At 70.9% G+C, this 22,000-nt stretch carries 16 protein-coding genes and 1 tRNA gene; 12 read left to right on the top strand and 5 right to left on the bottom strand.

Annotated features, from left to right (window positions below):
* Positions 1 to 333: 333 nt before the first annotated feature.
* From ACFVHV_RS29195 to polA, 3 genes are all read right to left on the bottom strand, one after another.
* Complete coding sequence (locus ACFVHV_RS29195; RefSeq protein WP_380354835.1) at positions 334 to 999, bottom strand: hypothetical protein; 666 nt, start codon at positions 997 to 999, stop codon at positions 334 to 336.
* Positions 1,000 to 1,604: 605 nt separating this feature from the next.
* On the bottom strand, positions 1,605 to 2,378 hold the full coding sequence (locus ACFVHV_RS29190; protein WP_359914202.1) for a GNAT family N-acetyltransferase: 774 nt from the start codon (positions 2,376 to 2,378) through the stop codon (positions 1,605 to 1,607).
* A gap of 533 nt (positions 2,379 to 2,911) precedes the next feature.
* Entirely contained in the window at positions 2,912 to 5,599 is a 2,688-nt protein-coding gene (gene polA, locus ACFVHV_RS29185; RefSeq protein WP_359914223.1) for a DNA polymerase I, read from the bottom strand.
* Between the two features lie 235 nt (positions 5,600 to 5,834).
* Here polA and ACFVHV_RS29180 point away from each other — a divergent pair, with 235 nt between their 5' ends.
* From ACFVHV_RS29180 to ACFVHV_RS29155, 6 genes are all read left to right on the top strand, one after another.
* Positions 5,835 to 6,347: a PaaI family thioesterase gene (locus ACFVHV_RS29180; RefSeq protein WP_380354832.1), complete on the top strand. Its 513-nt coding sequence runs from the start codon at positions 5,835 to 5,837 to the stop codon at positions 6,345 to 6,347.
* A gap of 612 nt (positions 6,348 to 6,959) precedes the next feature.
* Positions 6,960 to 8,186 (top strand): branched-chain amino acid ABC transporter substrate-binding protein, encoded by a 1,227-nt coding sequence (locus tag ACFVHV_RS29175; protein WP_359914208.1) that lies wholly within the window; start codon positions 6,960 to 6,962, stop codon positions 8,184 to 8,186.
* 135 nt (positions 8,187 to 8,321) lie between these two features.
* Positions 8,322 to 9,251, top strand: coding sequence for a branched-chain amino acid ABC transporter permease (locus tag ACFVHV_RS29170; protein WP_359819021.1), 930 nt, complete (start codon positions 8,322 to 8,324; stop codon positions 9,249 to 9,251).
* A 5-nt stretch (positions 9,252 to 9,256) separates the two neighbouring features.
* Positions 9,257 to 11,188 carry a branched-chain amino acid ABC transporter permease gene (locus tag ACFVHV_RS29165; protein ID WP_359914227.1) on the top strand — a complete coding sequence of 644 codons (1,932 nt, stop codon included), beginning with the start codon at positions 9,257 to 9,259 and terminating at the stop codon, positions 11,186 to 11,188.
* Positions 11,189 to 11,196: 8 nt separating this feature from the next.
* The gene (locus ACFVHV_RS29160) at positions 11,197 to 12,018 is read left to right on the top strand and encodes an ABC transporter ATP-binding protein (protein WP_380354839.1); all 822 of its coding nucleotides are present in this window, start codon (positions 11,197 to 11,199) and stop codon (positions 12,016 to 12,018) included.
* A complete protein-coding gene (locus tag ACFVHV_RS29155; RefSeq protein ID WP_359914214.1) occupies positions 12,015 to 12,731 on the top strand; it encodes an ABC transporter ATP-binding protein in 717 nt (238 codons plus the stop codon). The genes ACFVHV_RS29160 and ACFVHV_RS29155 overlap by 4 nt, the downstream gene beginning before the upstream one ends.
* A 59-nt stretch (positions 12,732 to 12,790) precedes the next feature.
* Here ACFVHV_RS29155 and ACFVHV_RS29150 read toward each other — a convergent pair whose 3' ends face one another.
* On the bottom strand, positions 12,791 to 13,405 hold the full coding sequence (locus tag ACFVHV_RS29150) for a response regulator (protein ID WP_359914233.1): 615 nt from the start codon (positions 13,403 to 13,405) through the stop codon (positions 12,791 to 12,793).
* A 134-nt stretch (positions 13,406 to 13,539) separates the two neighbouring features.
* Between ACFVHV_RS29150 and ACFVHV_RS29145 the strand changes: the two genes are divergently transcribed.
* Together ACFVHV_RS29145 and ACFVHV_RS29140 are read left to right on the top strand one after the other, a co-directional pair.
* Positions 13,540 to 13,625, top strand: a tRNA-Leu gene (locus ACFVHV_RS29145).
* A gap of 100 nt (positions 13,626 to 13,725) precedes the next feature.
* Positions 13,726 to 14,511, top strand: coding sequence for a helix-turn-helix domain-containing protein (locus ACFVHV_RS29140; protein WP_380354827.1), 786 nt, complete (start codon positions 13,726 to 13,728; stop codon positions 14,509 to 14,511).
* A 40-nt stretch (positions 14,512 to 14,551) separates the two neighbouring features.
* Here the strand turns inward: ACFVHV_RS29140 and pyk are convergent, their stop codons facing one another.
* A complete protein-coding gene (pyk, locus tag ACFVHV_RS29135; RefSeq protein WP_380354824.1) occupies positions 14,552 to 15,982 on the bottom strand; it encodes a pyruvate kinase in 1,431 nt (476 codons plus the stop codon).
* 333 nt (positions 15,983 to 16,315) lie between these two features.
* Here pyk and ACFVHV_RS29130 point away from each other — a divergent pair, with 333 nt between their 5' ends.
* The 4 genes from ACFVHV_RS29130 to ACFVHV_RS29115 all read left to right on the top strand — a co-directional run bounded on the left by ACFVHV_RS29130 (position 16,316) and on the right by ACFVHV_RS29115 (position 21,844).
* On the top strand, positions 16,316 to 17,407 hold the full coding sequence (locus tag ACFVHV_RS29130; protein WP_359910155.1) for a hypothetical protein: 1,092 nt from the start codon (positions 16,316 to 16,318) through the stop codon (positions 17,405 to 17,407).
* On the top strand, positions 17,404 to 19,062 hold the full coding sequence (locus ACFVHV_RS29125; RefSeq protein ID WP_359910158.1) for an extracellular solute-binding protein: 1,659 nt from the start codon (positions 17,404 to 17,406) through the stop codon (positions 19,060 to 19,062). Before ACFVHV_RS29130 ends, ACFVHV_RS29125 begins: the two co-directional genes overlap by 4 nt.
* On the top strand, positions 19,049 to 19,714 hold the full coding sequence (locus tag ACFVHV_RS29120; RefSeq protein WP_359910161.1) for a hypothetical protein: 666 nt from the start codon (positions 19,049 to 19,051) through the stop codon (positions 19,712 to 19,714). The genes ACFVHV_RS29125 and ACFVHV_RS29120 overlap by 14 nt, the downstream gene beginning before the upstream one ends.
* A gap of 294 nt (positions 19,715 to 20,008) precedes the next feature.
* The gene (locus ACFVHV_RS29115) at positions 20,009 to 21,844 is read left to right on the top strand and encodes a 5'-nucleotidase C-terminal domain-containing protein (RefSeq protein ID WP_359910164.1); all 1,836 of its coding nucleotides are present in this window, start codon (positions 20,009 to 20,011) and stop codon (positions 21,842 to 21,844) included.
* Positions 21,845 to 22,000 lie beyond the last annotated feature (156 nt).

Below are 22,000 nucleotides of genomic sequence, written 5' to 3'. Positions count from 1 at the left end.
ACGCGGCGGTCAGCGAGGCACGCTCCGCACGTCGAGCCGCGAGCTGGACCTCACGGCCGTCCGCTCCGTCCGGGTGCGCGGGCCCTCGCCCTACGAGGGGCCTGCCGACCTCGGCGGCGAGGACCGCCGGTTCGCCGCCGCGCGAACCTTCTGGGGGGCGGGTGGCATCCTGGCGTCGCTGCTGGGGCGCGCCACGTCAACCATCTCCGGGACAACCGGGCGGCAGAGTACGGGCCGGCCCGCCTCGCCACCGCCCAGCGCTACGGATTCCGGGCACCCCACACGCTGATCACCGACAAGATCGCGATCGCGACCAGAGTTGCGCGGAGCGGTTCAGCAGCCGCCCGAGTTCGCCGAGCCCGAGCCTCCGGAGATCCACGGCGAGTAGGACGCCGGCGAGGGCTTGGGCCGCACGCTGCGCTTGGTGATCAGTTCGACCTCGACGCCGGCGGGGCCGAGCAGCACGGTCAGGGCCTCCCGCAGGCGCTCCGCGTCGGTGCCGGCGGGCGGCTTCCACACCACCTGCCCACCGGTGAAGTCCAGCCGCCCGACGAGCGCCTCCTCGACCGGCGCGCGATCGCCCTCGTAGGGCTCCATGATGCTGTGCACCAGCCAGACGGCGGGCAGTTCGGTCAGCGGCCGCCAGTCGTCGGGGCGCCCGCCCCGGACCAGCCGGTAACGCTCCGCCGCCTCGGGCGGGGCGAACTCGATCCAGTGGACGGTGGTCACTTCCATCCGGGCGATCACCGGGACGGCAAGCAGGTACTCGACCCCCGCGATCACCCCGACCACCGCGGCGACGGTGCCCCCGGTCGCGCCGAGGAGCCACAGGACGAACGCCACCATGAACGTCGGCGCGAAGAGCACCAGCGGCGCCTTCAGCGCACTCCCGACGGCCGTCAGGCAGTACAGGAGCGCACTGCGCCGGGTGCCGCCGCCCTCGCGCAGGACGATGTCGGTCGAGGCGGGGCCGGTGCGCAGGACGTCATCCAGAGCCATGCCAGGAGCGTAGGACTGCCGAACAGGACCGGCCAGAGTCCTGGCGCGGCCAATGCACCTGACACCCAGTGCAACTGACGTGGCATCAGTTCGACGGTGCCGGGCCGGGGCAGCCTCACTCCGGCCCGGGCGAGCGTGCGGAGCGCACCGAGCGTCAGGAGGCCGGCGAGGCCCAGGACGCCGACGGCCGCGAGTCGCGCCGCGACCGCCGCAACCGTTCCCGGGCTTCCTCCACGAGCGCGGAAGCCGAACCGCTGTCCACCACGCAACCCGCCCCTTCGCGGTCCCGCCCCGGCCGGTCTTCCGCTCCGGACGGCGACGCCCCACGGAACGCCACGGAACCCCCACGGAACCCCATAGAACCCCGCGGAACCCCGCGGTGTCCGCCTTCCGCCGCCGCACGTTCGCCACGCGCCTCGACTCGGCACCGGAGCCCACCCGAGCCACCCGAGCCACCACCCCGGGAGCGCGGGGGCCGGCGGGGCCGACTTCCCGCGCGGCCCGGGGGCCGGCCGGCGCGTCCGGATGAGGAGATCGCCCTGCCGGACCCGACCGTCCGTCCACAGGGCCGGGGCCCTGAACCGGCAGGCCGGCGGGCTTCGGCGCTATACCGTCCCGGAGGGCGAGGCCCACCAGGTCGAGGGTGTCGCGGTGACGTAGCCCAGCGACTCGTACAGCGGTCTGCCCAGCTTCGAAGCGGTGAGCGTGGCCGGCAGGTCCGCCAGGTGGGCGAGGGCGCCGAGCATGACGGCCCGGCCCACGCCACGCGACCGGAACGCCGACGACGTACCGACCCAGTAGTGGCTGCCGACGCCGTCGGCCACGACGCTGACGCAGGCTCCCGCAGCCACGCCGTCGAGCATGGCGACGAACACGTCCACGCCGGACTGTTCGATCAACGCCGTCGGGAACAGCTCGCCGGGACGGTGGGGCTCGAACCCGTCCAGCTCGAAGCCCTCGATCACGACCCGCTCGGCCGCCCGGAGGTCCTCGGACTGCCGTGCCCGGATCACGTCCAGCGCCGGTTCTCCGACGGGCCCGGGCTGGCGCAGCATGATCGGCATCTGCCAGTTGCGCATGCCGAGGTGGTTCAGGTCGGTCGAGCTGAACGGATCCTCGACGTTCACGGGGCCCGCGGCCCGGCGCGTCAGCTCGCTCACCTCGGCCAGTTCGCCCGGGTCGAGGTCGGGCTCCTGGATCAGGATCCGCAGTCCCGCACGCGCGTCGCCGTCGACCGCGACGAATCCGCGACGCCGGATCACCTCGTGTCCCCGGCAGAGGCCGGTGAGGGTCCAGAAGGCGGCGGAGTTCCGGGCTTGACGCATCGGCGCCTCGGCCAGGGACACGGGCTGGTCGGTCGACGTGGGCTCTGTTGTCATTGTGCCTACGGTAGTGGGGAATTGACCCATCCTGCCGGACCAATTCCCCGCGGGCCGACTGGGCCACCCTCCGAGCCCGGCCACCCGGCGGGCCCGAGCGTCCCGGGGCCCGCGCTCATCGGACGGCCCGACCTGCGGTTTTCCCGGTGCACGCCGCCCACCCGCGGGTGAACCGGCGGGGACACCGTGGCGCGGGAGGTCCCGGCCGGCACGATCGCGGCGACGATGCCGAGCGGCACCGCCGGCGGGCCCCCGCCGCGACGGCGAGCAGGATCGCGGGCAGGCGGAGGACGCCGAGCAGCCCCGGAAGGACGAGGGCCGGGAGGGCCTGATCGAGCGCCGGGTGCCTGCGCTCGCGACGCGAGTCGCCGTCCTCGGGCAGGACGGGGCCGGTGGTGGAGGGGTGGTCCGCAGGATGCCTTCCAGTGCCACGGCCCGAAGCCCAGGACCGCCGACCGATTCCGGCCAGCGTGCCGGGGCAGCGGAACGGGCCCGGACACTCGCGTGCCCGGGCCCGTGCGACAGCGGTGCCGTCAGTGCGCGGCGGCCTCCCAGTTGGGGCCGACGCCGACCGAGACGTCCAGCGGGGCGCGCAGCGGGTAGGCGCCCGCCATCTGCTCGCGGACGACGGCCTCGACCTGCTCGCGCTCGCCCGGGGCCAGCTCCAGCACGATTTCGTCGTGCACCTGGAGCAGCATCCGGGAGGTGAGGCCGGCCGTGCGCAGCGCTTCGTCCACCCGGAGCATGGCGATCTTGACGATGTCGGCGGCCGAGCCCTGGATCGGGGCGTTGAGGGCCATCCGCTCGGCCATCTCGCGGCGCTGGCGGTTGTCGCTGTTGAGGTCCGGCAGGTAGCGGCGGCGGCCGAGCAGGGTCTCGGTGTAGCCCGTCGCCCGGGCCTCGTCGACGACCCGGCGCAGGTAGTCCCGCACGCCGCCGAAGCGCTCGAAGTAGGTGTCCATCAGGCCCTGGGCCTCGGCGGGCTTGATGCCGAGTTGCTGCGAGAGCCCGTACGCGGAGAGTCCGTACGCCAGGCCGTAGGACATCGCCTTGATCTTGCGGCGCATCTCGGCGTCCACCGCGGCGCGCGGCACCTCGAAGACCTGGGAGGCGACGGTGTTGTGCAGGTCCTCGCCGGAGGCGAAGGCCTGCAGCAGCGCCTCGTCCTCGGACAGGTGGGCCATGATCCGCAGTTCGATCTGGGAGTAGTCGGCGGTGAGCAGCGACTCGTAGCCCTCGCCGACGACGAAGGCGCGGCGGATCGCCCGGCCCTCCTCGGTGCGGACCGGGATGTTCTGCAGGTTCGGGTCCTGCGAGGAGAGCCGGCCGGTGGCGGCGACCATCTGGTTGAAGGTGGTGTGGATCCGGCCCTTGGGCGAGACGGTCTTGAGCAGGCCCTCGACGGTGGTGCGCAGCTTGGCCTGGTCGCGGTGGCGCAGCAGGATGACCGGCAGTTCGTTGTCGGTCTGGGTGGCCAGCCAGGTGAGCGCGTCGGCGTCGGTGGTGTAGCCGGTCTTGATCTTCTTGGTCTTGGGGAGTGCGAGCTCGCCGAAGAGGATCTCCTGGAGCTGCTTGGGCGAGCCGAGGTTGAACTCGTGCCCGGCGGCGGCGTGCGCCTCCTCCACCACGCGCTGGATCTCGGCGGCGAACTGGGCCTCCAGGCCGGTGAGCCACTCGCGGTCGGCGGCGATGCCGTAGCGCTCCATCCGGGCCAGCAGGGCGGCGATGGGCAGTTCCATGTCGTGCATCAGCTCGGCGGCGCCGACCTCGCCGAGGCGGGTGTCGAAGAGCGCGGCGAGGTCGAGCACGGCGCGGGCCTGGAGCATCAGCGACCGGGCGGCGGCGGTCTCGTCCTCCTCCGGTGCGTCGAAGGAGAGTTGGCCGCTCTCGGTGGCGGGGGCCGGGGTGAGCGAGCGGGCCAGGTACTCCTCGGCGAGCACCTCCAGGGTGAAGGTGCGGCGGCCGGGCTTCTCCAGGTAGGCGGCGAGCGCGGTGTCGGCGACGACGCCCTCGATGGTCCAGCCGCGCTCGGCGAAGGCGCGCATGACCTGCTTGGCGATGTGCAGGGCCTTGGGGGCGCCGGCGTCGGCGAGCCAGGCGGCGAAGGCCCGCTCGTCCTCCTCGGCGAGCAGCGCCGGGTCGAACCAGGCGGCCGTCTCCCCGGCGGCGAGCGCCACTTCGGTGACCTCGCCGGCGCCGAGCGCCCACTGGTAGACGGCGGCGAGCGCGACGGTGGTCTTGCCGTCGGAGGCGTGCTCGGCGAGCCAGGCGGCCAGGGTGCCGGGGTCGGTGAGGAGTTCGCCGTCCACCTCGACGCCGGGGGCGAGTTCGGCTTCGGCGGTGTCCGAGCCGGTGGTCGGGTCGATGCCGAAGACGCGGTCGCGGAAGTTGGCGTTGCGGAACTCCAGCGACTCCATCAGGGAGCCGACGGCGTCCTTGTCGAACGGCTTGCGGTCCAGGTCGGTGACGCCGAGCGGGAGTTCGACGTCGCGGACCAGCTCGGTGAGCACCCGGTTGCGCTTGACCGAGTCGAGGTGGTCGCGCAGCTTCTCGCCGATCTTGCCCTTGACCTCGTCGGCGCGGGCGACGAGTTCGTCGAAGGAGCCGAACTGGTTGACCCACTTGGCGGCGGTCTTCTCGCCGACGCCGGGGATGCCGGGGAGGTTGTCGGACGGGTCGCCGCGCAGCGCGGCGAGGTCCGGGTACTGGCGCGGGGTGACGCCGTACTTCTCGGCGACCTTCTCCGGGGTGTAGCGGGTGAGCTCGGAGACGCCCTTGGTCGGGTAGAGCACGGTGACGTGGTCGGTGACCAGCTGGAGCGAGTCGCGGTCGCCGGTGACGATGTCGACGTCGTAGCCGGCCGCCTCGGCGGCGGTGGCCAGGGTGGCGATGATGTCGTCGGCCTCGAAGCCCTCGGCCGTCAGCCGGGGGACGTGCATGGCGTCGAGCAGTTCGCCGATCAGGCCGACCTGGCTGCGGAACTCGTCCGGCGTCTTGGCACGGTTGGCCTTGTAGTCGGGGAACTCGACGGAGCGGAAGGTCTGCCGGGAGAGGTCGAAGGCGACGGCGAGGTGGGTGGGCTGCTCGTCCCGGACGGTGTTGGCGAGCATCGAGGCGAAGCCGTAGACCGCGTTGGTGGGTTGGCCGGTGGAGGTGTTGAAGTTCTCCACGGGCAGGGCGTAGAAGGCCCGGTAGGCCATCGAGTGCCCGTCGAGCAGCATCAGCCGGGGCCGCGGGCCGGCCCCGCCGCCACCCGTCGCGCCCTTGTCCGTACTCTGCGTAGCCACGTCAACGTCCGTTCCTGCCGATTCCACTACCGGCCACCGATCCTATGGCCCGGCACCGACAAAAAGGACGCCGCGCCGGTTCGGCCACAGCTGCTACCTATGAGTAGGACGGTCGTACGATCACAGGCGGCACATCCCCCCAGCAGATCCCAGCGGCAGGAGTTCCCCCATGACCGATGCGGCCCCCGGCACCTCCCCCCTCGACGCCCCCGGCACCACTCCCGACACCGTCCCCGACACCGCCCCCCTCCTGAACGTCCCGCAGGACGTGCTGGACCACTTCGCCAAGCTCGGAGTGAACCCGGACACCTTCTCGGGCGGCCACCTCGGCGACAAGCTCGGCATCCGGATCGTCGAGGCCTCCGGCGACCGCGTGGTCGGCACCATGCCGGTGGAGGGCAACCAGCAGCCGTACGGGCTGCTGCACGGCGGCGCGTCGGCGGCGCTGGCCGAGACGCTGGGCTCGATCGGGGCGATGCTGCACGCCGGTCCCGGCCGGTACGCGGTCGGTGTGGACCTCAACGCGACCCACCACCGCTCGGCCACCTCCGGGCTGGTGACCGGGGTGGCGACGGCCGTGTTCAAGGGCCGCACCGCGGCCACCTACGAGATCGCGATCACCGACGACACCGGCCGGCGGATCACCAGCTGCCGGCTGACCTGCATGCTGCGCGACCTCTGACGGCGGCTCCGACCGCGCCATCCCGCCCGACAACGTCCCCACCGGGCCCGCGAGTTCACTCCGGACAACATCAAGTCCCTTTTCCGCCCCCTTGTTTGACCTTCCGCCACCCTGGGCAGGCGTTGGTCTGGACAAGGGGGCCTTCGCATGTCCGGGCGCGGTCGGCGCAAACCCACCCCTGTAACGCTGCGTAACAAGTAGGAAATCCGATCAATTGCCGGTTCCGAGGCCCGCGGGCGCCCCGGGATCATCCGGTCGCGCCCTCCTCGTCCGCAATCCGGACGCTCAAGGTCGAAAGCAGGGCATCGGACACTGGTGTCCGATTATCGGCGCTGCCAGCTGCAACCCCCATTTCTGGGCCTTACATCGCCCTACCAGCGCGTAAACGCCCGGCATCGCGGGATCGATCGAGCCAGAACGACCACATCGTGAGACAAATACTCCGTGTGCTCATAACAAGAGAATCACAGCCTGCTCCCAGCACTGCCCGAGCCGCCCAACGGCATCTAGAGTCACGGCCAGTCACCGCGCCATTCGATTGGGCCAGGCCCTCCGCGCACTCCGGCTCCCGCCATTCAGGCGCGGGCGCCTCCTGAACCGAAGGGGACCCTCGTGCGTCATCGTTCAGCAGTTGTCGTGAGCATTGCCGTGATCGGCGCCCTCAGCCTCAGCGCCTGCGGCTCCCGCGGAGAGAAGAAGGCCGACGGCGGCACCTCCAACTCCGGCTCCACCACCGTCGTCATCGGCGTCGACGCCCCGCTCACCGGCGACCTCTCCGCCCTCGGCCTCGGCATCCGCAACTCCGTCGACCTCGCGATCAAGAAGGCCAACGAGGCCAACGAGGTCCCCGGCGTCAAGTTCGAGATCAAGGCCCTGGACGACACCGGCAAGCCCGCCCCCGGCCAGCAGAACGCCACCCAGCTCGTCGGCGACTCCAAGGTCCTCGGCGTCGTCGGCCCGCTCAACTCCAGCGTGGCCCAGTCGATGCAGCAGATCTTCGACGACGCCTCCCTGGTCGAGGTCTCCCCCGCCAACACCGGCGTCGCCCTCAGCCAGGGCGAGAAGTGGGCCAGCGGCGAGAAGAAGCGCCCGTTCACGTCCTACTTCCGCACCGCCACCACCGACGCCGTCCAGGGCCCCTTCGCCGCCCAGTTCCTCTACACCGACGCCAAGAAGACCAAGGTCTTCCTGATCGACGACCAGAAGACCTACGGCGCGGGCCTGGCCGGCACCTTCAAGGGCGAGTTCACCAAGCTCGGCGGCCAGCTGGTCGGCGAGGAGCACGTCAACCCCGACGACCGCGACTTCGCCGCCATCGTCACCAAGGTCAGGAGCTCCGGCGCCGAGGCCGTCTACTACGGCGGCGAGTACCCCGCGGCCGGCCCGCTCTCCCTCCAGCTCAAGGAGGCCGGCGTCAACATCCCGCTGATGGGCGGCGACGGCATCCAGAGCGGCGACTTCATCAAGCTCAACCCCAAGAGCCAGGGCGACTACGCCACCGCCGTCGGCCTGCCCGTCGAATCCCTCGACACCGCCAAGAAGTTCATCGCCGACTACAAGACCGCCGGCTACAAGGACGCCTACGAGACCTACGGCGGCTACTCCTACGACAGCGCCTGGGCCATCATCCAGGGCGTCAAGCAGGCCGTGAAGGACAACAACGGCAAGGTCCCCGACCGCAAGGCCGTCCGCGACGCCGTCCAGAAGGTCAGCTTCGACGGCGTGACCGGCAAGGTCTCCTTCGACGAGTTCGGCGACACCACCAACAAGCAGCTCACCGTCTACACCGTCAAGGACGGCAAGTGGGCCGTGGAGAAGTCCGGCACCTTCAAGGGCTGACACCCAGTCACCACAAGCACCACCAGCGCCACTTCACCACCACCGCGCGCGGGGGCGCCACGAGTGCCCCCGCGCGCACCCACATCCACCACCCACGCGGACAGACACCCCCGAACGCACTACGGAGGCCCAGCGGTGCACGACCTACCGCAGCAGCTGGCCAACGGCCTGATCCTCGGCGCCCTCTACGGACTCGTCGCGATCGGCTACACGATGGTCTACGGCATCGTCCAGCTCATCAACTTCGCCCACGGCGAGATCGTCATGGTCGGCGGCTTCGGCGCCCTGACCGCCTACCTCGCCCTCCCCGGCGGCACCACCCTGTGGCTGGCCCTGCCGCTCATGCTGATCGCCGGCATCCTGGTCTCCACCCTCACCGCCGTCGCCGCCGAGCGCTTCGCCTACCGCCCCCTGCGCAACGCCCCCCGACTGGCCCCGCTGATCACCGCGATCGGGCTGTCCATCTTCCTCCAGCAGCTCGTCTTCTCCTTCTACCCGGACGCCAAGAAGGCCCGGGTCTTCCCCAAGCTCCCCGGCGACCCGTTCAGCCTCGGCTCCGTCACCATCCAGCGCAGCGACCTCTTCCTGATCATCGCCGCCCCGCTGTGCATGCTCGCCCTCGGCTGGTTCGTCACCCGCACCCGCTCCGGACGCGCCATGCAGGCCACCAGCCAGGACCCGGACACCGCCAAGCTGATGGGCATCGACACCGACCGCATCATCGTCATGGCCTTCGCCATCGGCGCCGCGTTCGCCGCCGTCGCCGCCGTCGCCTACGGGCTGCGCAGCGGCCAGGTCGACTTCCGGATGGGCTTCATCCTCGGACTCAAGGCCTTCACCGCCGCCGTCCTCGGCGGCATCGGCAACATCTACGGCGCCATGCTCGGCGGCCTCGCCCTCGGCCTCGCCGAAGCCCTCGCCACCGGGTACATCCAGCACCTGCCCGGCATGCACCTCTTCGGAGGCGGCGCCTGGAAGGACGTCTGGGCGTTCGTACTCCTCATCCTCGTGCTCCTGATCCGGCCCCAGGGCCTGCTCGGCGAGCGCGTCGCGGACAGGGCGTGACCACCATGACCACCACCCGCACCGAAACGACCCCGGTCATCCCGCTGCCGGCCCGCGCCGCCGCCGCCGTCACCGCACTCGGCGCCCTCGCCACCGCCGCCTCCGCCGCCATGTCCTGGACCTGGACCTCCGACTTCCCCGGCGACCTCACGTACTACGGCTCCCCGGCCGGCCTCCAGTGGCTCGCCCTCGCCGCCGGGCTGCTCACCCTCGTCCTGCTGCTCGCCGCCCAGGGCGTCCCCGGACTGCGCTGGGCCGCCCCCACCCGCAGCAACAACGCCGTCCTGTTCGCCGCCACCGGCGCCCTCGCCGTCGCCGTCTACGCGGTCGCCGCCGTCTCCGCCGAACTCGGCGGCCTCGCCAACCTCGAACCCGGCGGCTGGGTGCTCGCCGCGGGCGGCCTGATCTCCGTCCTCGGCGCCCTCGCCCTGCCGCTCGACCGCCGCACCACCGTCCCGCTGCGGATCCTCGACAAGCGCCTCTTCCTGCTCGTCCCGGTCGCCCCCGCCGCCTGGTTCGGCGCCCACGCCGTCCCCACGGACAAGCCGGTCGCCCCGGTCCTGACCGCCCTCGCCGGCGGCCTCGCCATCGCCGCCGGCGCCGTCCTGCTGCTCCAGCTCGGCCACCTCGCCAACAGCGCACTGCGGCTGGGCCGGATCGACCGCCCGCTGGCCGCGGCGCGGGCGCTCCCCTCCTGGGTCGAGGTGCTGCTGATCGTCCTCGCCTTCGGCACCGGACTGTTCGCGATCACCTTCGGCATCGACACCGAGTACGGCGAACTCTTCACCGGCTACCTGCTGTTCGTCGCCCTCGCCGTCCCCGCCCTGGCCAAGTCCGGCCTGCTCGCCCGGCTGCGCGCGCTGACCGTCAAGCACCGCCCGGTCACCACCGGCGCCGCCTTCGCCGCCGCCGCCGGCTTCCCGTTCACCCAGACCAGCGACCAGTACACCTCGGTCGCCACCAACATCCTGATCTTCGCCACCGTCGCCCTCGGCCTCAACATCGTCGTCGGCCTGGCCGGCCTGCTCGACCTCGGGTACGTCGCCTTCCTCGGCGTCGGCGCCTACGCCGCCGCCCTGGTCTCCGGCTCCCCCGCCTCGCCCATCCACGTCCAGTTCCCGTTCTGGGCCGCGATGCTCACCGGCGCCGTCGTCTCGATGATCTTCGGCGTCCTGATCGGCGCCCCCACCCTGCGGCTGCGCGGCGACTACCTCGCCATCGTCACCCTCGGGTTCGGCGAGATCTTCCGCATCACCATGCTCAACCTCAACGGCACCACCGGCCCCAAGGTCACCAACGGCTCCAACGGCATCCCGCGCATCCCCGACCTGGAGATCCTCGGCTTCGACCTCGGCAAGCCGCACACCGTCCTCGGCGTCGAACTCGGCCGCTTCTCCAACTACTACCTGCTGATGCTGCTCGTCACCGCCGTCGTCGTGCTGGTCTTCGCCCGGGTCGGCGACTCCCGCATCGGCCGCGCCTGGGTCGCCATCCGCGAGGACGAGACCGCCGCCGAGGCCATGGGCATCAACGGCTTCCGGCTCAAGCTGCTCGCCTTCGCCCTCGGCGCCCTGCTGGCCGGCCTGGCCGGCACCGTCCAGGCCCACGTCAGCTACACCGTCACCCCCGACCAGTACACCTTCGCCGAAGCCCTCCCGCCGAACTCCGCCTTCCTGCTCGCCGCCGTCATCCTCGGCGGCATGGGCACCATCAGCGGCCCGCTGGCCGGCGCCACCCTGCTCTTCCTCATCCCCAAGAAGCTCGAATTCCTCGCCGACTACCAGCTCCTCGCCTTCGGCGCCGCCCTCATCGTCCTGATGCGGGTGCGCCCCGAAGGCCTCATCCCCAACCGGCGCCGGCAGCTGGAGTTCCACGAGGCCGCCCTCCCGGCCCAGGCCACCGGCGAGCCGACCGCACTCACCAAGGCAGGGGCGTGACCGACCCGATGACCACCACCGCCGCACCCCTGCTCGAAGTCACCGGCGTCACCATGCGCTTCGGCGGCCTCACCGCCGTCAACGACGTCTCCCTGACCGTCGGCGAAGGCGAGATCATCGGTCTCATCGGCCCCAACGGCGCCGGCAAGACCACCTTCTTCAACTGCCTCACCGGCCTGTACGTCCCCACCGAGGGCGCCGTCCGCTTCCGCGACACCCTGCTGCCGCCCAAGCCCCACCTGGTCACCCAGGCCGGCATCGCCCGCACCTTCCAGAACATCCGGCTGTTCGCCAACATGACCGTCCTGGAGAACGTCCTGGTCGGCCGGCACACCCGCACCAGGGAAGGCATCTTCTCCGCCGTCCTGCGCGGCCCCGGCTACCACCGCGCCGAGGCCGAGAGCCGCGAGAAGGCCATGGAACTCCTGCAGTTCACCGGCCTCGCCGAGAAGGCCGACCACCTCGCCCGCAACCTCCCCTACGGCGAGCAGCGCAAGCTGGAGATCGCCCGCGCCCTCGCCTCCGAACCCGGCCTGCTGCTGCTCGACGAACCCACCGCCGGCATGAACCCCCAGGAGACCCGGGCCGCCGAGGAACTCGTCTTCGCGATCCGCGACAAGGGCGTCTCCGTCCTCGTCATCGAGCACGACATGCGCTTCATCTTCAACCTCTGCGACCGCACCGCGGTCCTCGTCCAGGGCCAGAAGATCGTCGAGGGCGACCGCGAGACCGTCCAGAACGACGAACGCGTCATCACCGCCTACCTGGGCGCCCCGCTCGAAGGCACCACCCCGACTGTTCCGGAGAACGTTACGGAGACCGACCAGTGACCGCACTCCTCGAGGTCGAGGACCTCCGCGTCGCCTACGGCAAGATCGAGGCCGTCAAGGGCATCGGCTTCACCGTCGAACAGGGCGAGGTCACCACCCTCATCGGCACCAACGGCGCGGGCAAGACCACCACCCTGCGCACCCTGTCCGGCCTGCTCAAGCCCACCGCCGGGCGGATCACCTTCGACGGCCAGGACCTCTCGACCGTCCCCGCGCACAAGATCGTCGCCCTCGGCCTCGCCCACTCCCCCGAGGGACGGCACATCTTCCCCCGGATGACCATCGAGGAGAACCTCCTCCTCGGCGCCTTCCTGCGCACCGACGCCGCCGGCATCACCGCCGACGTCGAACGGGCCTACGGCCTGTTCCCGATCCTCGGCGAACGCCGGCGCCAGGCCGCCGGCACGCTCTCCGGCGGCGAACAGCAGATGCTCGCGATGGGACGGGCGCTGATGTCCCGGCCCAAGCTGCTGATGCTGGACGAACCCTCGATGGGGCTCTCGCCGCTGATGATGCAGAAGATCATGTCCACCATCGTGGAGCTGAAGTCCTCCGGTACGACCATCCTCCTGGTCGAGCAGAACGCCCAGGCGGCGCTCTCGCTCTCCGACCGGGGGTACGTCATGGAGACCGGCCGCATCGTCCTCTCCGGGACCGGGCCCGACCTCCTGCACGACGAGTCCGTCCGCAAGGCCTACCTCGGCGAGGACTGAGCCCGCACACACGGCGAAGGGCCCGGCAGAAACGTTCTGCCGGGCCCTTCCCGTACCTCTTACTCGCCCTTGGCCTCGTCCGCCTTCTTGCGGTCCTGGGCCTCGCCCTCCTCGATGACCGCCTCGGCCACCGCGGCCATCGTCATCCGGCGGTCCATCGAGGTCTTCTGGATCCACCGGAAGGCGGCCGGCTCGTTCAGCCCGAACTTGGTCTGCAGCACACCCTTCGCCCGGTCCACCAGCTTCCGGGTCTCCAGCCGCTGGCTGAGGTCCCCGATCTCCTTCTCCAGCGCCCGCATCTCGGCGTACCGGGAGACCGCCATCTCGATCGCCGGCACCAGGTCCGACTTCGAGAACGGCTTGACGATGTACGCCATCGCCCCGGCGTCCCGCGCCCGGTCCACCAGCTCCCGCTGCGAGAACGCCGTCAGCATCAGGACCGGCGCCAGGTGCTTGTCGTGGATCTGCTCGGCCGCGGAGAGCCCGTCCAGCACCGGCATCTTCACATCGAAGATCGCCAGATCCGGCTTCAGCTCCTCCACCAGCCGCACCGCCGTCTCCCCGTCACCGGCCTCACCGACGACGGTGTACCCCTCCTCCTCGAGCATCTCCTTGAGGTCGAGGCGGATCAGCGCCTCGTCCTCGGCGATCACAATCCGGGTGATCTGGGGCATATCGGTCTCAAGCGGCTGCGCCTGCTCGTCGGCGGTGCTCACGGGGCTCCTAGTTCCGGCGGGGTACTGCATGCACGAGGGTACCTAGCTGCGCCCGACAGCGCTCACAGGGTATCCTTCACGGGCGCAAACCAGCCGGGTTGGTGGAAGGGCAGACACGATCGCCTCAAAAGCGATTGCCTGAAAGGGCGTGTGGGTTCGAATCCCACACTCGGCACCAGATTTTCCTCATATTCCCAGGTTTTGGGGATTTCACCCTATCCAGTGGATCACATCCAATGTGTCCACGGCCCGGGCTGTCACGTCCCACTCTGGCGCACATGACCACACTCTCTGTGCGCGAACAGGCCGTCCACCTCCTCCGTCGAGGTCTCAGCAACGCCGAGGTGGCCCGCCACCTCCACGTCCCGAAGGGCACTGTCTCCTGGTGGAAGCATCAGGACCTCGCCAAACGCAACGAACTCCCCGGCCGTAAGCGCTCCGCATGCGTGCACTGCTACGGCGACGAGCTGAACCGAGCCGCCTACTCCTACCTGCTCGGCCTGTACCTCGGCGACGGGCACATCCTGCTGCCCAACGAGTACCGCAGGACCCAGAGCCTCCAGATAACCTGCGACGACAAGTGGCCGGGCATCATGGATTCCGTCGAAGAGGCCATGCGTCAAGTTCTCCCCAACAACAAGCCCTGCCGGGTGCGCCGCACCGGGTGCCACGACATCAAGGTCTATTCGAACCACCTCACCTGCATCTTCCCCCAGCACGGCCCCGGCAAGAAGCACGAGCGCACCATAGCCCTGGAGCCCTGGCAGCAGGAGATCGTGGACGCCCACCCCTGGGAGTTCCTGCGCGGTCTGATCCACTCCGACGGGTGCCGCATCACCAACTGGGCGACCCGTACGGTCGGCGGCGCCACGAAGCGCTACGAGTACCCCCGGTACTTCTTCACCAACACCTCGACCGACATCATCGGCCTCTTCACCGCCGCCCTCGACGCCGTCGGCGTCCGGTGGAAGGCCGCCGCGCGCGCCACCGGCGCGACAAACGTCTCCGTCGCCCGCAAGGACTCCGTCGCCCTCATGGACACCCACATCGGCCCCAAACACTGACAGCGGCGCGGCCCGTGGAAGGGCCGCGCCGCAGGGAACCTCAGGCGTCCAGGGTCCCCACGTGGTGGACGCGGACGAGGTTGGTGGAGCCGGCCAGGCCGGGGGGCGAACCCGCCGTGATGACGACGATGTCGCCCTTCTGGCAGCGGCCGAGCGACAGGAGTGCCGCGTCGACCTGTTCGACCATCTGGTCGGTGGTCGGGGCGAACGGGCCGAGGAAGGTCTCCACGCCCCAGGTGAGGGCGAGTTGGCTGCGCACGGCCGGTTCGTAGGTGAAGGCGAGCACCGGGATGGGCGAGCGGTAGCGGGTGAGCCGGCGGGCGGTGTCGCCGGACTGGGTGAAGGCGATCAGGTACTTGGCGTGCAGGAAGTCGCCGATCTCGGCGGCCGCGCGGGCGACGGCGCCGCCCTGGGTCCGCGGCTTGCTGCCGGTGGTGAGCGGCGGGAGGCCCGCGGCCAGGATGTCGTTCTCGGCGGCCTCGACGATCCGGGCCATGGTCTTGACGGTCTCGACCGGGTACTTGCCGACCGAGGTCTCCCCGGAGAGCATCACCGCGTCCGTCCCGTCCAGGACGGCGTTGGCGACGTCGGAGGCCTCGGCGCGGGTCGGCCGGGAGGTGTTGATCATCGAGTCGAGCATCTGGGTCGCGACGATGACCGGCTTGGCGTTGCGGCGGGCGAGCTTGATGGCGCGCTTCTGGACCAGCGGGACCTGTTCGAGGGGCATCTCCACGCCCAGGTCGCCGCGGGCCACCATGATCCCGTCGAAGGCGTCGACGACGGACTCCAGGTTCTCCACCGCCTGCGGCTTCTCGATCTTGGCGATGACCGGGACCCGGCGTCCCTCCTCCGCCATGATCCGGTGGACGTCCTCGACGTCCCGCCCGCTGCGGACGAAGGAGAGCGCGATGAGGTCGGCCCCGGTGCGCAGCGCCCACCGCAGGTCGGCGACGTCCTTGTCGCTGAGTGCGGGGACGGAGACGGAGACGCCGGGGAGGTTGAGGCCCTTGTGGTCGGAGACCAGGCCGCCTTCGATGACCAGGCAGCGCACGTGCGGCCCGTCGACGGCGACGACCTCCAGGGTGACCCGGCCGTCGTCGACCAGGATGCGCTCGCCGCGGCTGACGTCCCCGGCGAGCCCGGAGTAGGTGGTTCCGCAGCGGTCCTTGTCCCCCACGACGCCGTTGTCGGTGGAGATGGTGAACTCGTCGCCGCGTTCGAGAAGTACGGGTCCGTGGGCGAAGGTGTCGAGCCGGATCTTCGGGCCTTGAAGGTCGACGAGGATGCCGACGCTGCGGCCGGTCTCGTCGGCGGCCTTGCGGACGCGGCGGTAGCGTTCCTCGTGCTCGGTGTGCGAGCCGTGACTGAGGTTCAGTCGGGCGATGTCCATCCCGGCGTCGACCAGGGACTTGATCTGGTCGTACGAGTCGGTGGCGGGCCCGAGGGTACAGACGATTTTTGCTCGGCGCATAGTGCTGAGACTAGGCATTACCGGCGCGTAACCACGACGCGGGTCCGGACTGCGGGATGACCGTTGCGGTAAGGCGAGTTGAACAATCTGACACATCCTCGGACCGCTGTGCGAGCGCCCCGCTCCACGTCGCCGCCGCGCGCCGCCCGTACGCCTCCCGCGCCTCCCGCGCCTCCCGCCGATGCGATTCCGTGAAGGGGTGTTCACCCCTGGTTCACCGCCGCTTCCGCCGCCGCTCCCCGCCCGGCGGGACGCTCGTCACCCCCGGGTGGATGCCGGGGCGCCCCGGGTCACCACCCGGACGAAGGAGCGGACGAGGGGGAGGCGTTCGGCATGCGACGCGCACTGGGGGTGGTTGCGGCCCTGGCCCTGCTGGGCGGGGTCGCCTTCGCGCTGATCCCCGACGACCGGAAGAAGGACACCACCACGACGGTCACCGTCACCGGCCTGATCGGCTCGGAGAAGCGCGCTTTCTTCGAGAACGACGACGTCAAGGCCGAGTTGGCGAAGCAGGGCCTGGTGGTCCGGACGGACTCCACCGGCTCCTGGACGATGAGCGACCAGGCGGGCAGGACGCCGGGGCTGGACTTCGCCTTCCCGGCGAGCTCGGCACCGGCGCGGGAGATCCAGCGCATCTGGAAGCTGCAGGACTCCCCGATGGTCCCGTTCTACTCGCCGCTGGTGATCGTGGCGCACGAGCCGGTGGCCAAGGTCCTGAGGGACAACAAGCTGGCCGACCTGGACGCCACCGGCGTGTGGACGTTCCGGATGGACGAGTACGTCAACGCGCTGAAGGGCAACCGCAGATGGGAGGATCTGGCCGGCGCGGGCGCCCATCCCGAGCTGTCCGGTCAGCTCTTCGTGACCACCACCGACCCGGAGAGCTCGTCCTCGGGCGCGATGTACCTCGCGCTGCTCTCCTACATCGCCAACAACCACCAGGTGGTGTCGGACGACGCCGGCGTCGCCGCCGTCAAGGACGTCCTGTACAAGGCGAACGCGCTGCAGGGCATCCAGAAGAGCAGCAGCGACGAGCCGTTCCGGGACTTCGGCGCGGGGATCGGCAGCCCGCTGATCTTCGCGTACGAGTCGCAGGCCGCCGCCCTGTCGCTGCAGGGCAAGCCCACCGGGGACATGGTGGTGCTGTACCCGGACACCACGGTCTACTCGGACCACACCGTCGTGGCCCACACCGACAACGGCCGCAAGCTCGCCGACGCCCTCCAGAACGACGAGGTGCTCCGCGGCCTGGAGGCCGGGTTCGGGCTCCGGCCGCAGGCCAAACCGGAGGCCTTCGCGAACCTGATGCGGGAGAAGAAGCCGACTTTCGCACCCGATCTGACCGCGGCCAAGGTCAAGCAGGCGACCCTGCCCTCGCTGGACAACCTGCTCAAGCTGACCAACGCGGCGAAGGGGACCAAGTGACCATCCCGATGAAGCGCCGCGGCTGGCTCACGGCCGCGCTGGCCGCCGTGCTGGCCGCGGCCACCGCCTGCACCTCCTCCGGTGGCGGCGACAACCCCGCCCCGAAGCCCACCGATCCGCCCGCCGAGACCGCCCGCCCCGGCGTGCTGCGCGTCCTGGCGGGCAGTGAACTCCAGGACCTGGCACCGGTCCTGGAGGATGCCCGGAAGGCCACCGGGGTGACCGTGCAGTTCTCCTGGACGGGCACCCTGGACGGCGCCGACGCCGTCTCCTCGGGCCGGGCCGACGGCAAGTACGACGCCGTGTGGTTCCCGTCGAACCAGTACCTGCGGCTCGATCCGGCCGGCAAGTCCAAGGTGGTCTCCGAGACCCCGGTGATGGTGTCGCCGGTGGCGATCGGGGTGCGTTCCTCGGCGCTCGGCGAACTCGGCTGGGGCGACGGTTCCAAGGTCACCTGGGCGCAGGTCGGCGCGGCGGCGGCGGCCGGAAAGCTGCCGTACGGGATGGCCGACCCGTCCCGCTCCAACTCGGGCTTCTCCACCCTCGTCGCGGTGGCCTCGGCCTTCTCCGGCGCGGGCGCGGCGCTGACCGACGCGGACGTGCAGAAGGCGGGTCCGCAGCTGAAGGAGTTCTTCAAGGGCCAGAAGCTGACCTCCGGCTCCTCCGGCTGGCTGGCGCAGGCGTACGCCCGGGCCGAGTCGGGCACGGTGAGCGCGCTGGTGAACTACGAGTCGGTGCTGCTGTCGCTGAACAGGACGCTGCCGCCGCAGCAGCAGCTGACGGTGGTGCGGCCGGCGGACGGCGTGGTGTCTGCGGACTACCCGCTCTCGCTGATGTCCTCCGCCGCGCAGGAGCAGCGGGACTCCTTCCAGCGGCTGTCCGCGTATCTGCTCAAGGAGGACGTGCAGAAACGGATCTCCGAGACGACGCTGCGCCGACCGGTGACGGCGGGCGCGGCCCCGGCCGCCGGGCTGCCCGCGGACCGCCGCCGGGAGCTGCCGTTCCCGGGCACCCGGGCGGTCGCGGACGGCCTGCTGGCCTCGTACCAGAACGAGCTGCGCCGCCCGTCCAGGACGGTGTACGTGCTGGACACCTCGGGCTCGATGGAGGGCTCGCGGATCGCCGCGCTGAAGAGCGCGCTGGGCCGGCTGACCGGGGCGGACGACACCCGCGGGACGCGCCGTTTCCGGGACCGCGAGGAGATCACGCTGCTCTCCTTCGCCTCCGCGGTGAAGTGGACCAAGACCCACGTGGTGCCGGCCACCGGCAGCCGGCCGGGCCCGGAGACGGAGCTGGCGTCGATCGACGCGGACGTGCAGTCGCTGGCCGCCTCGGGCGGGACGGCGGTGTACTCCTCGCTGGAGGAGGCGTACCGGGTGATCGAGCGTCAGCAGGCGGCGGCCGGCGACGACCGGTTCACCTCGATCGTGCTGATGACGGACGGGGAGAGCAACGCCGGTGCGACGGACGGCGACTTCAAGCGCTTCCACGACGCGCTGCCGGCCGGGGAGAAGTCGATCCCGGTGTTCCCGATCAAGTTCGGGGAGGCGGCGGTGGGCCAGCTCCAGGGGATCGCGGACCTGAGCGGCGGCAAGCTGTTCGACGGTACGGGCTCGCTGGACGGGGTGTTCGAGGAGATCCGTGGCTACCAGTGACGGGTTCGGCCCCCGGGTGCTGCGCTACCTGGAGTCGGCCCGGAACCTGGTCGGCTGCGCCGGCGGCGCGGTCGGTCTGGGGCTGCACTTCGCCGGGCTGGGCGGGGTCTGGTGGCCGGGGGTCGTGGTCGGACTGTACGGGGTGGGCGCGCTGCTGACGCCCGCCCCGAGGCCCCGCGAGGGGGCCGGGATCGGGCCGGGGGCCGGGGCGGGCGCGGGGATCGGCACCGGAACGGGCACGGGGACGGGAGCGGGGACGGCCCTCGGCGGCGCCGAGGCCTCCGGGGCGCACGCCCAGGAGGGGCTACACACGCCGGAGGGGGCGCCCGGGCGCGGGGAGCCGGAGCACGGGGAGCCGAGGCGCCCGGCGCCCGAGCGGCCCCCCGCACCCGATCCGGAGCTGGTGGCGCTGGCCGCCTACCTGGACAGCGTGCCGCTGCCGCCCTCCGCCGGGGTGGACGGCCTGCTGGCGGCGCTGCGGGCGGCCGGCCCGGGCCCGGCGGCGGAGCGGATCGTCCGGCACCGGCTGCCGGTCGCGGTGGCCGGTTACCTGCGGGCCCGGACCTGGCAGCCGTGGGCGGGGCCGGACGATCCGGACCCGGCACTCCGGCTGGGCCACGAGATCGACCGGCTCATGGGCGAATTGTCCTGACCCCCCGTCCTGACCCGCCGTCTGCCCCCCGTCCGCCGTCCTGACCCGCCGCCCGCCATCCGCCATCCGCCATCCGCCATCCGGCCCTACCACCCCGGACCTCCCCCGTTCCCGTCACGAACGAGTCGCCAAGATCTCACCTCTTGGACAGGTCCGGGGGCTATCCACCACCCCGGGCCGCACGGCACACTTCTACGCGCGTCCTTCTACGCGCGTCGACGCGTACACGCGCACTTGCCAACGAATGCCAGTTGACGGTCCATCCGCCGTCGTTCCCACTCGGGAGAGTCGTCCATGCCCCTGAACCGCCGTGACTTCGTCACCCGGTCCGCCGCCACCGCCGCCGGCGCCGCCCTGGCCGGTGGCGCCACCCTGGCCGCCGCCCCCTCCGCCGCGGCCGCCCAGCCGGACACGGCGGCCGCCAAGGGCCAGCAGCGCCAGCCGAACAAGCAGGCCTTCACCGTCATGGGCACCACCGATCTGCACGGCCGGGTGCTCAACTGGGACTACTTCACCGACGCCGAGTACAGCGACAAGGCCCACAACGCGGTCGGCCTCGCCAAGATCTCCACGCTGGCCAACCAGGTGCGCGAGGAGAAGGGCTGGAACCGCTGCCTGCTGATCGACTCGGGCGACACCATCCAGGGCACCCAGCTGTCCTACTACTACGCCCGGATCGAGTCGATCGACACCGAGGCCGACACCGTGCCGGACCACCCGATGGCCGTCGCCATGAACCTCATGGAGTACGACGCCGCCGCGCTCGGCAACCACGAGTTCAACTACGGCATCCCGCTCCTGAAGGCCTACCAGGACCAGCTGGAGTTCCCGCTGCTCGGCGCCAACGCGCTGAACGCGAAGAACGAGAAGCCGGCCTTCAAGCCGTACGTGATCAAGGAGCTGCGCCTGGGCGGCGGCCGCCCGGTGAAGGTCGGCATCCTCGGCCTCACCAACCCGGGCATCGCGATCTGGGACAAGGCCAACGTCAGCGGCAAGATGGTCTTCCCGGGCATCGTCGAGACCGCCGCCGCCTGGGTGCCGAAGATGAAGGCGGCCGGCGCGGACGTCATCGTGGTCTCCTCGCACTCCGGCTGCGACGAGGCGACCACCTGGGGCGACCAGCTGCCCTGGGCCGAGAACGCCTCGGTGGCCCTGGCGGAGACCGTCCCCGACATCGACGCGGTGCTGGTGGGCCACGCCCACAAGGAGATCGCGCAGCGCCTGGTCGTCAACAAGAAGACCGGCCGGACGGTCGTGCTCTCCGAGCCGCTCTGCTACGGCCAGCGGCTGACCTGCTTCGACTTCGAGGTCGAGTTCGCGGCCGGCGCCTGGAAGGTCTCCTCGGTCTCCGCGCGACTGCTGAACTCCAACACCGTGCCGGAGAACCCGGAGATCACCGACGCGATCGCCGGGCAGCACAAGAAGGTCGTCGCGTACGTCAACCAGAACATCGGCACCAGCAAGATCGAGCTGTCGATCGCCGACGCCCGCTTCAAGGCCACCCCGATCATCGACCTGATCGGCAGGGTCCAGGCCGACGCCGTCAAGGCCGCGCTGGCGGGCGGGCAGTACGCCAAGCTCCCGGTGCTGGCCCAGGCCGCCCCGTTCAACCGCACCGCGCTGATCCCGTCCGGCCAGGTCAAGCTGCGCGACGCCGCGGGCCTCTACATCTACGAGAACACCCTGGAGGCCCGCGTCCTGACGGGCGCCCAGCTCAAGGACTACCTGGAGTACTCGGTCAAGTACTACAACCAGCTCGCCCCGGGCGCCCCGGTCGACAAGGAGGCCCTGACCGGTGCCGAGGCCACCCCGGACTACAACTACGACTCGGTCTACGGCCTGAGCTACGACATCGACATCGCCCAGCCGAAGGGCTCGCGGATCGTCAACCTGTCCTTCCAGGGCAAGCCGATCGACCCGGCCGCCGAGTTCGTCCTCGCCGTCAACAACTACCGGGCCAACGGCGGCGGCAACTTCCCGCACGTCGCCAAGGCCAAGATGGTCTGGTCGAACTCCGACGAGATCCGCAACACCATGATCGCCTGGGTGAAGGCCAAGGGCACCATCGACCCCGCCGAGTTCTTCACCGACTCCTGGCGCCTCGTCCGCGCCGGCCAGCCGGTCTTCTGACCGACACCCCCGCCGAGAGGCCGTCGCCCCACCCGCGACGGCCTCTCGGCCGGCCCCGGGGAAGAATTGCGCCAAGATCGAGTACCCGATCCCACACCCCCACCCCCCGCTGCAGGCCAACCCGCACAGTAAGAAGCCAGTCGCATAAAAAAAAAA

The sequence above is a fragment of the Kitasatospora sp. NPDC127116 genome (genome assembly GCF_042677365.1).
Lineage (GTDB): Bacteria > Actinomycetota > Actinomycetes > Streptomycetales > Streptomycetaceae > Kitasatospora > Kitasatospora lactacystinica.
Note: the sequence above shows the minus strand (reverse complement) of the source record. Positions and strands in the feature narration are given on the sequence as shown.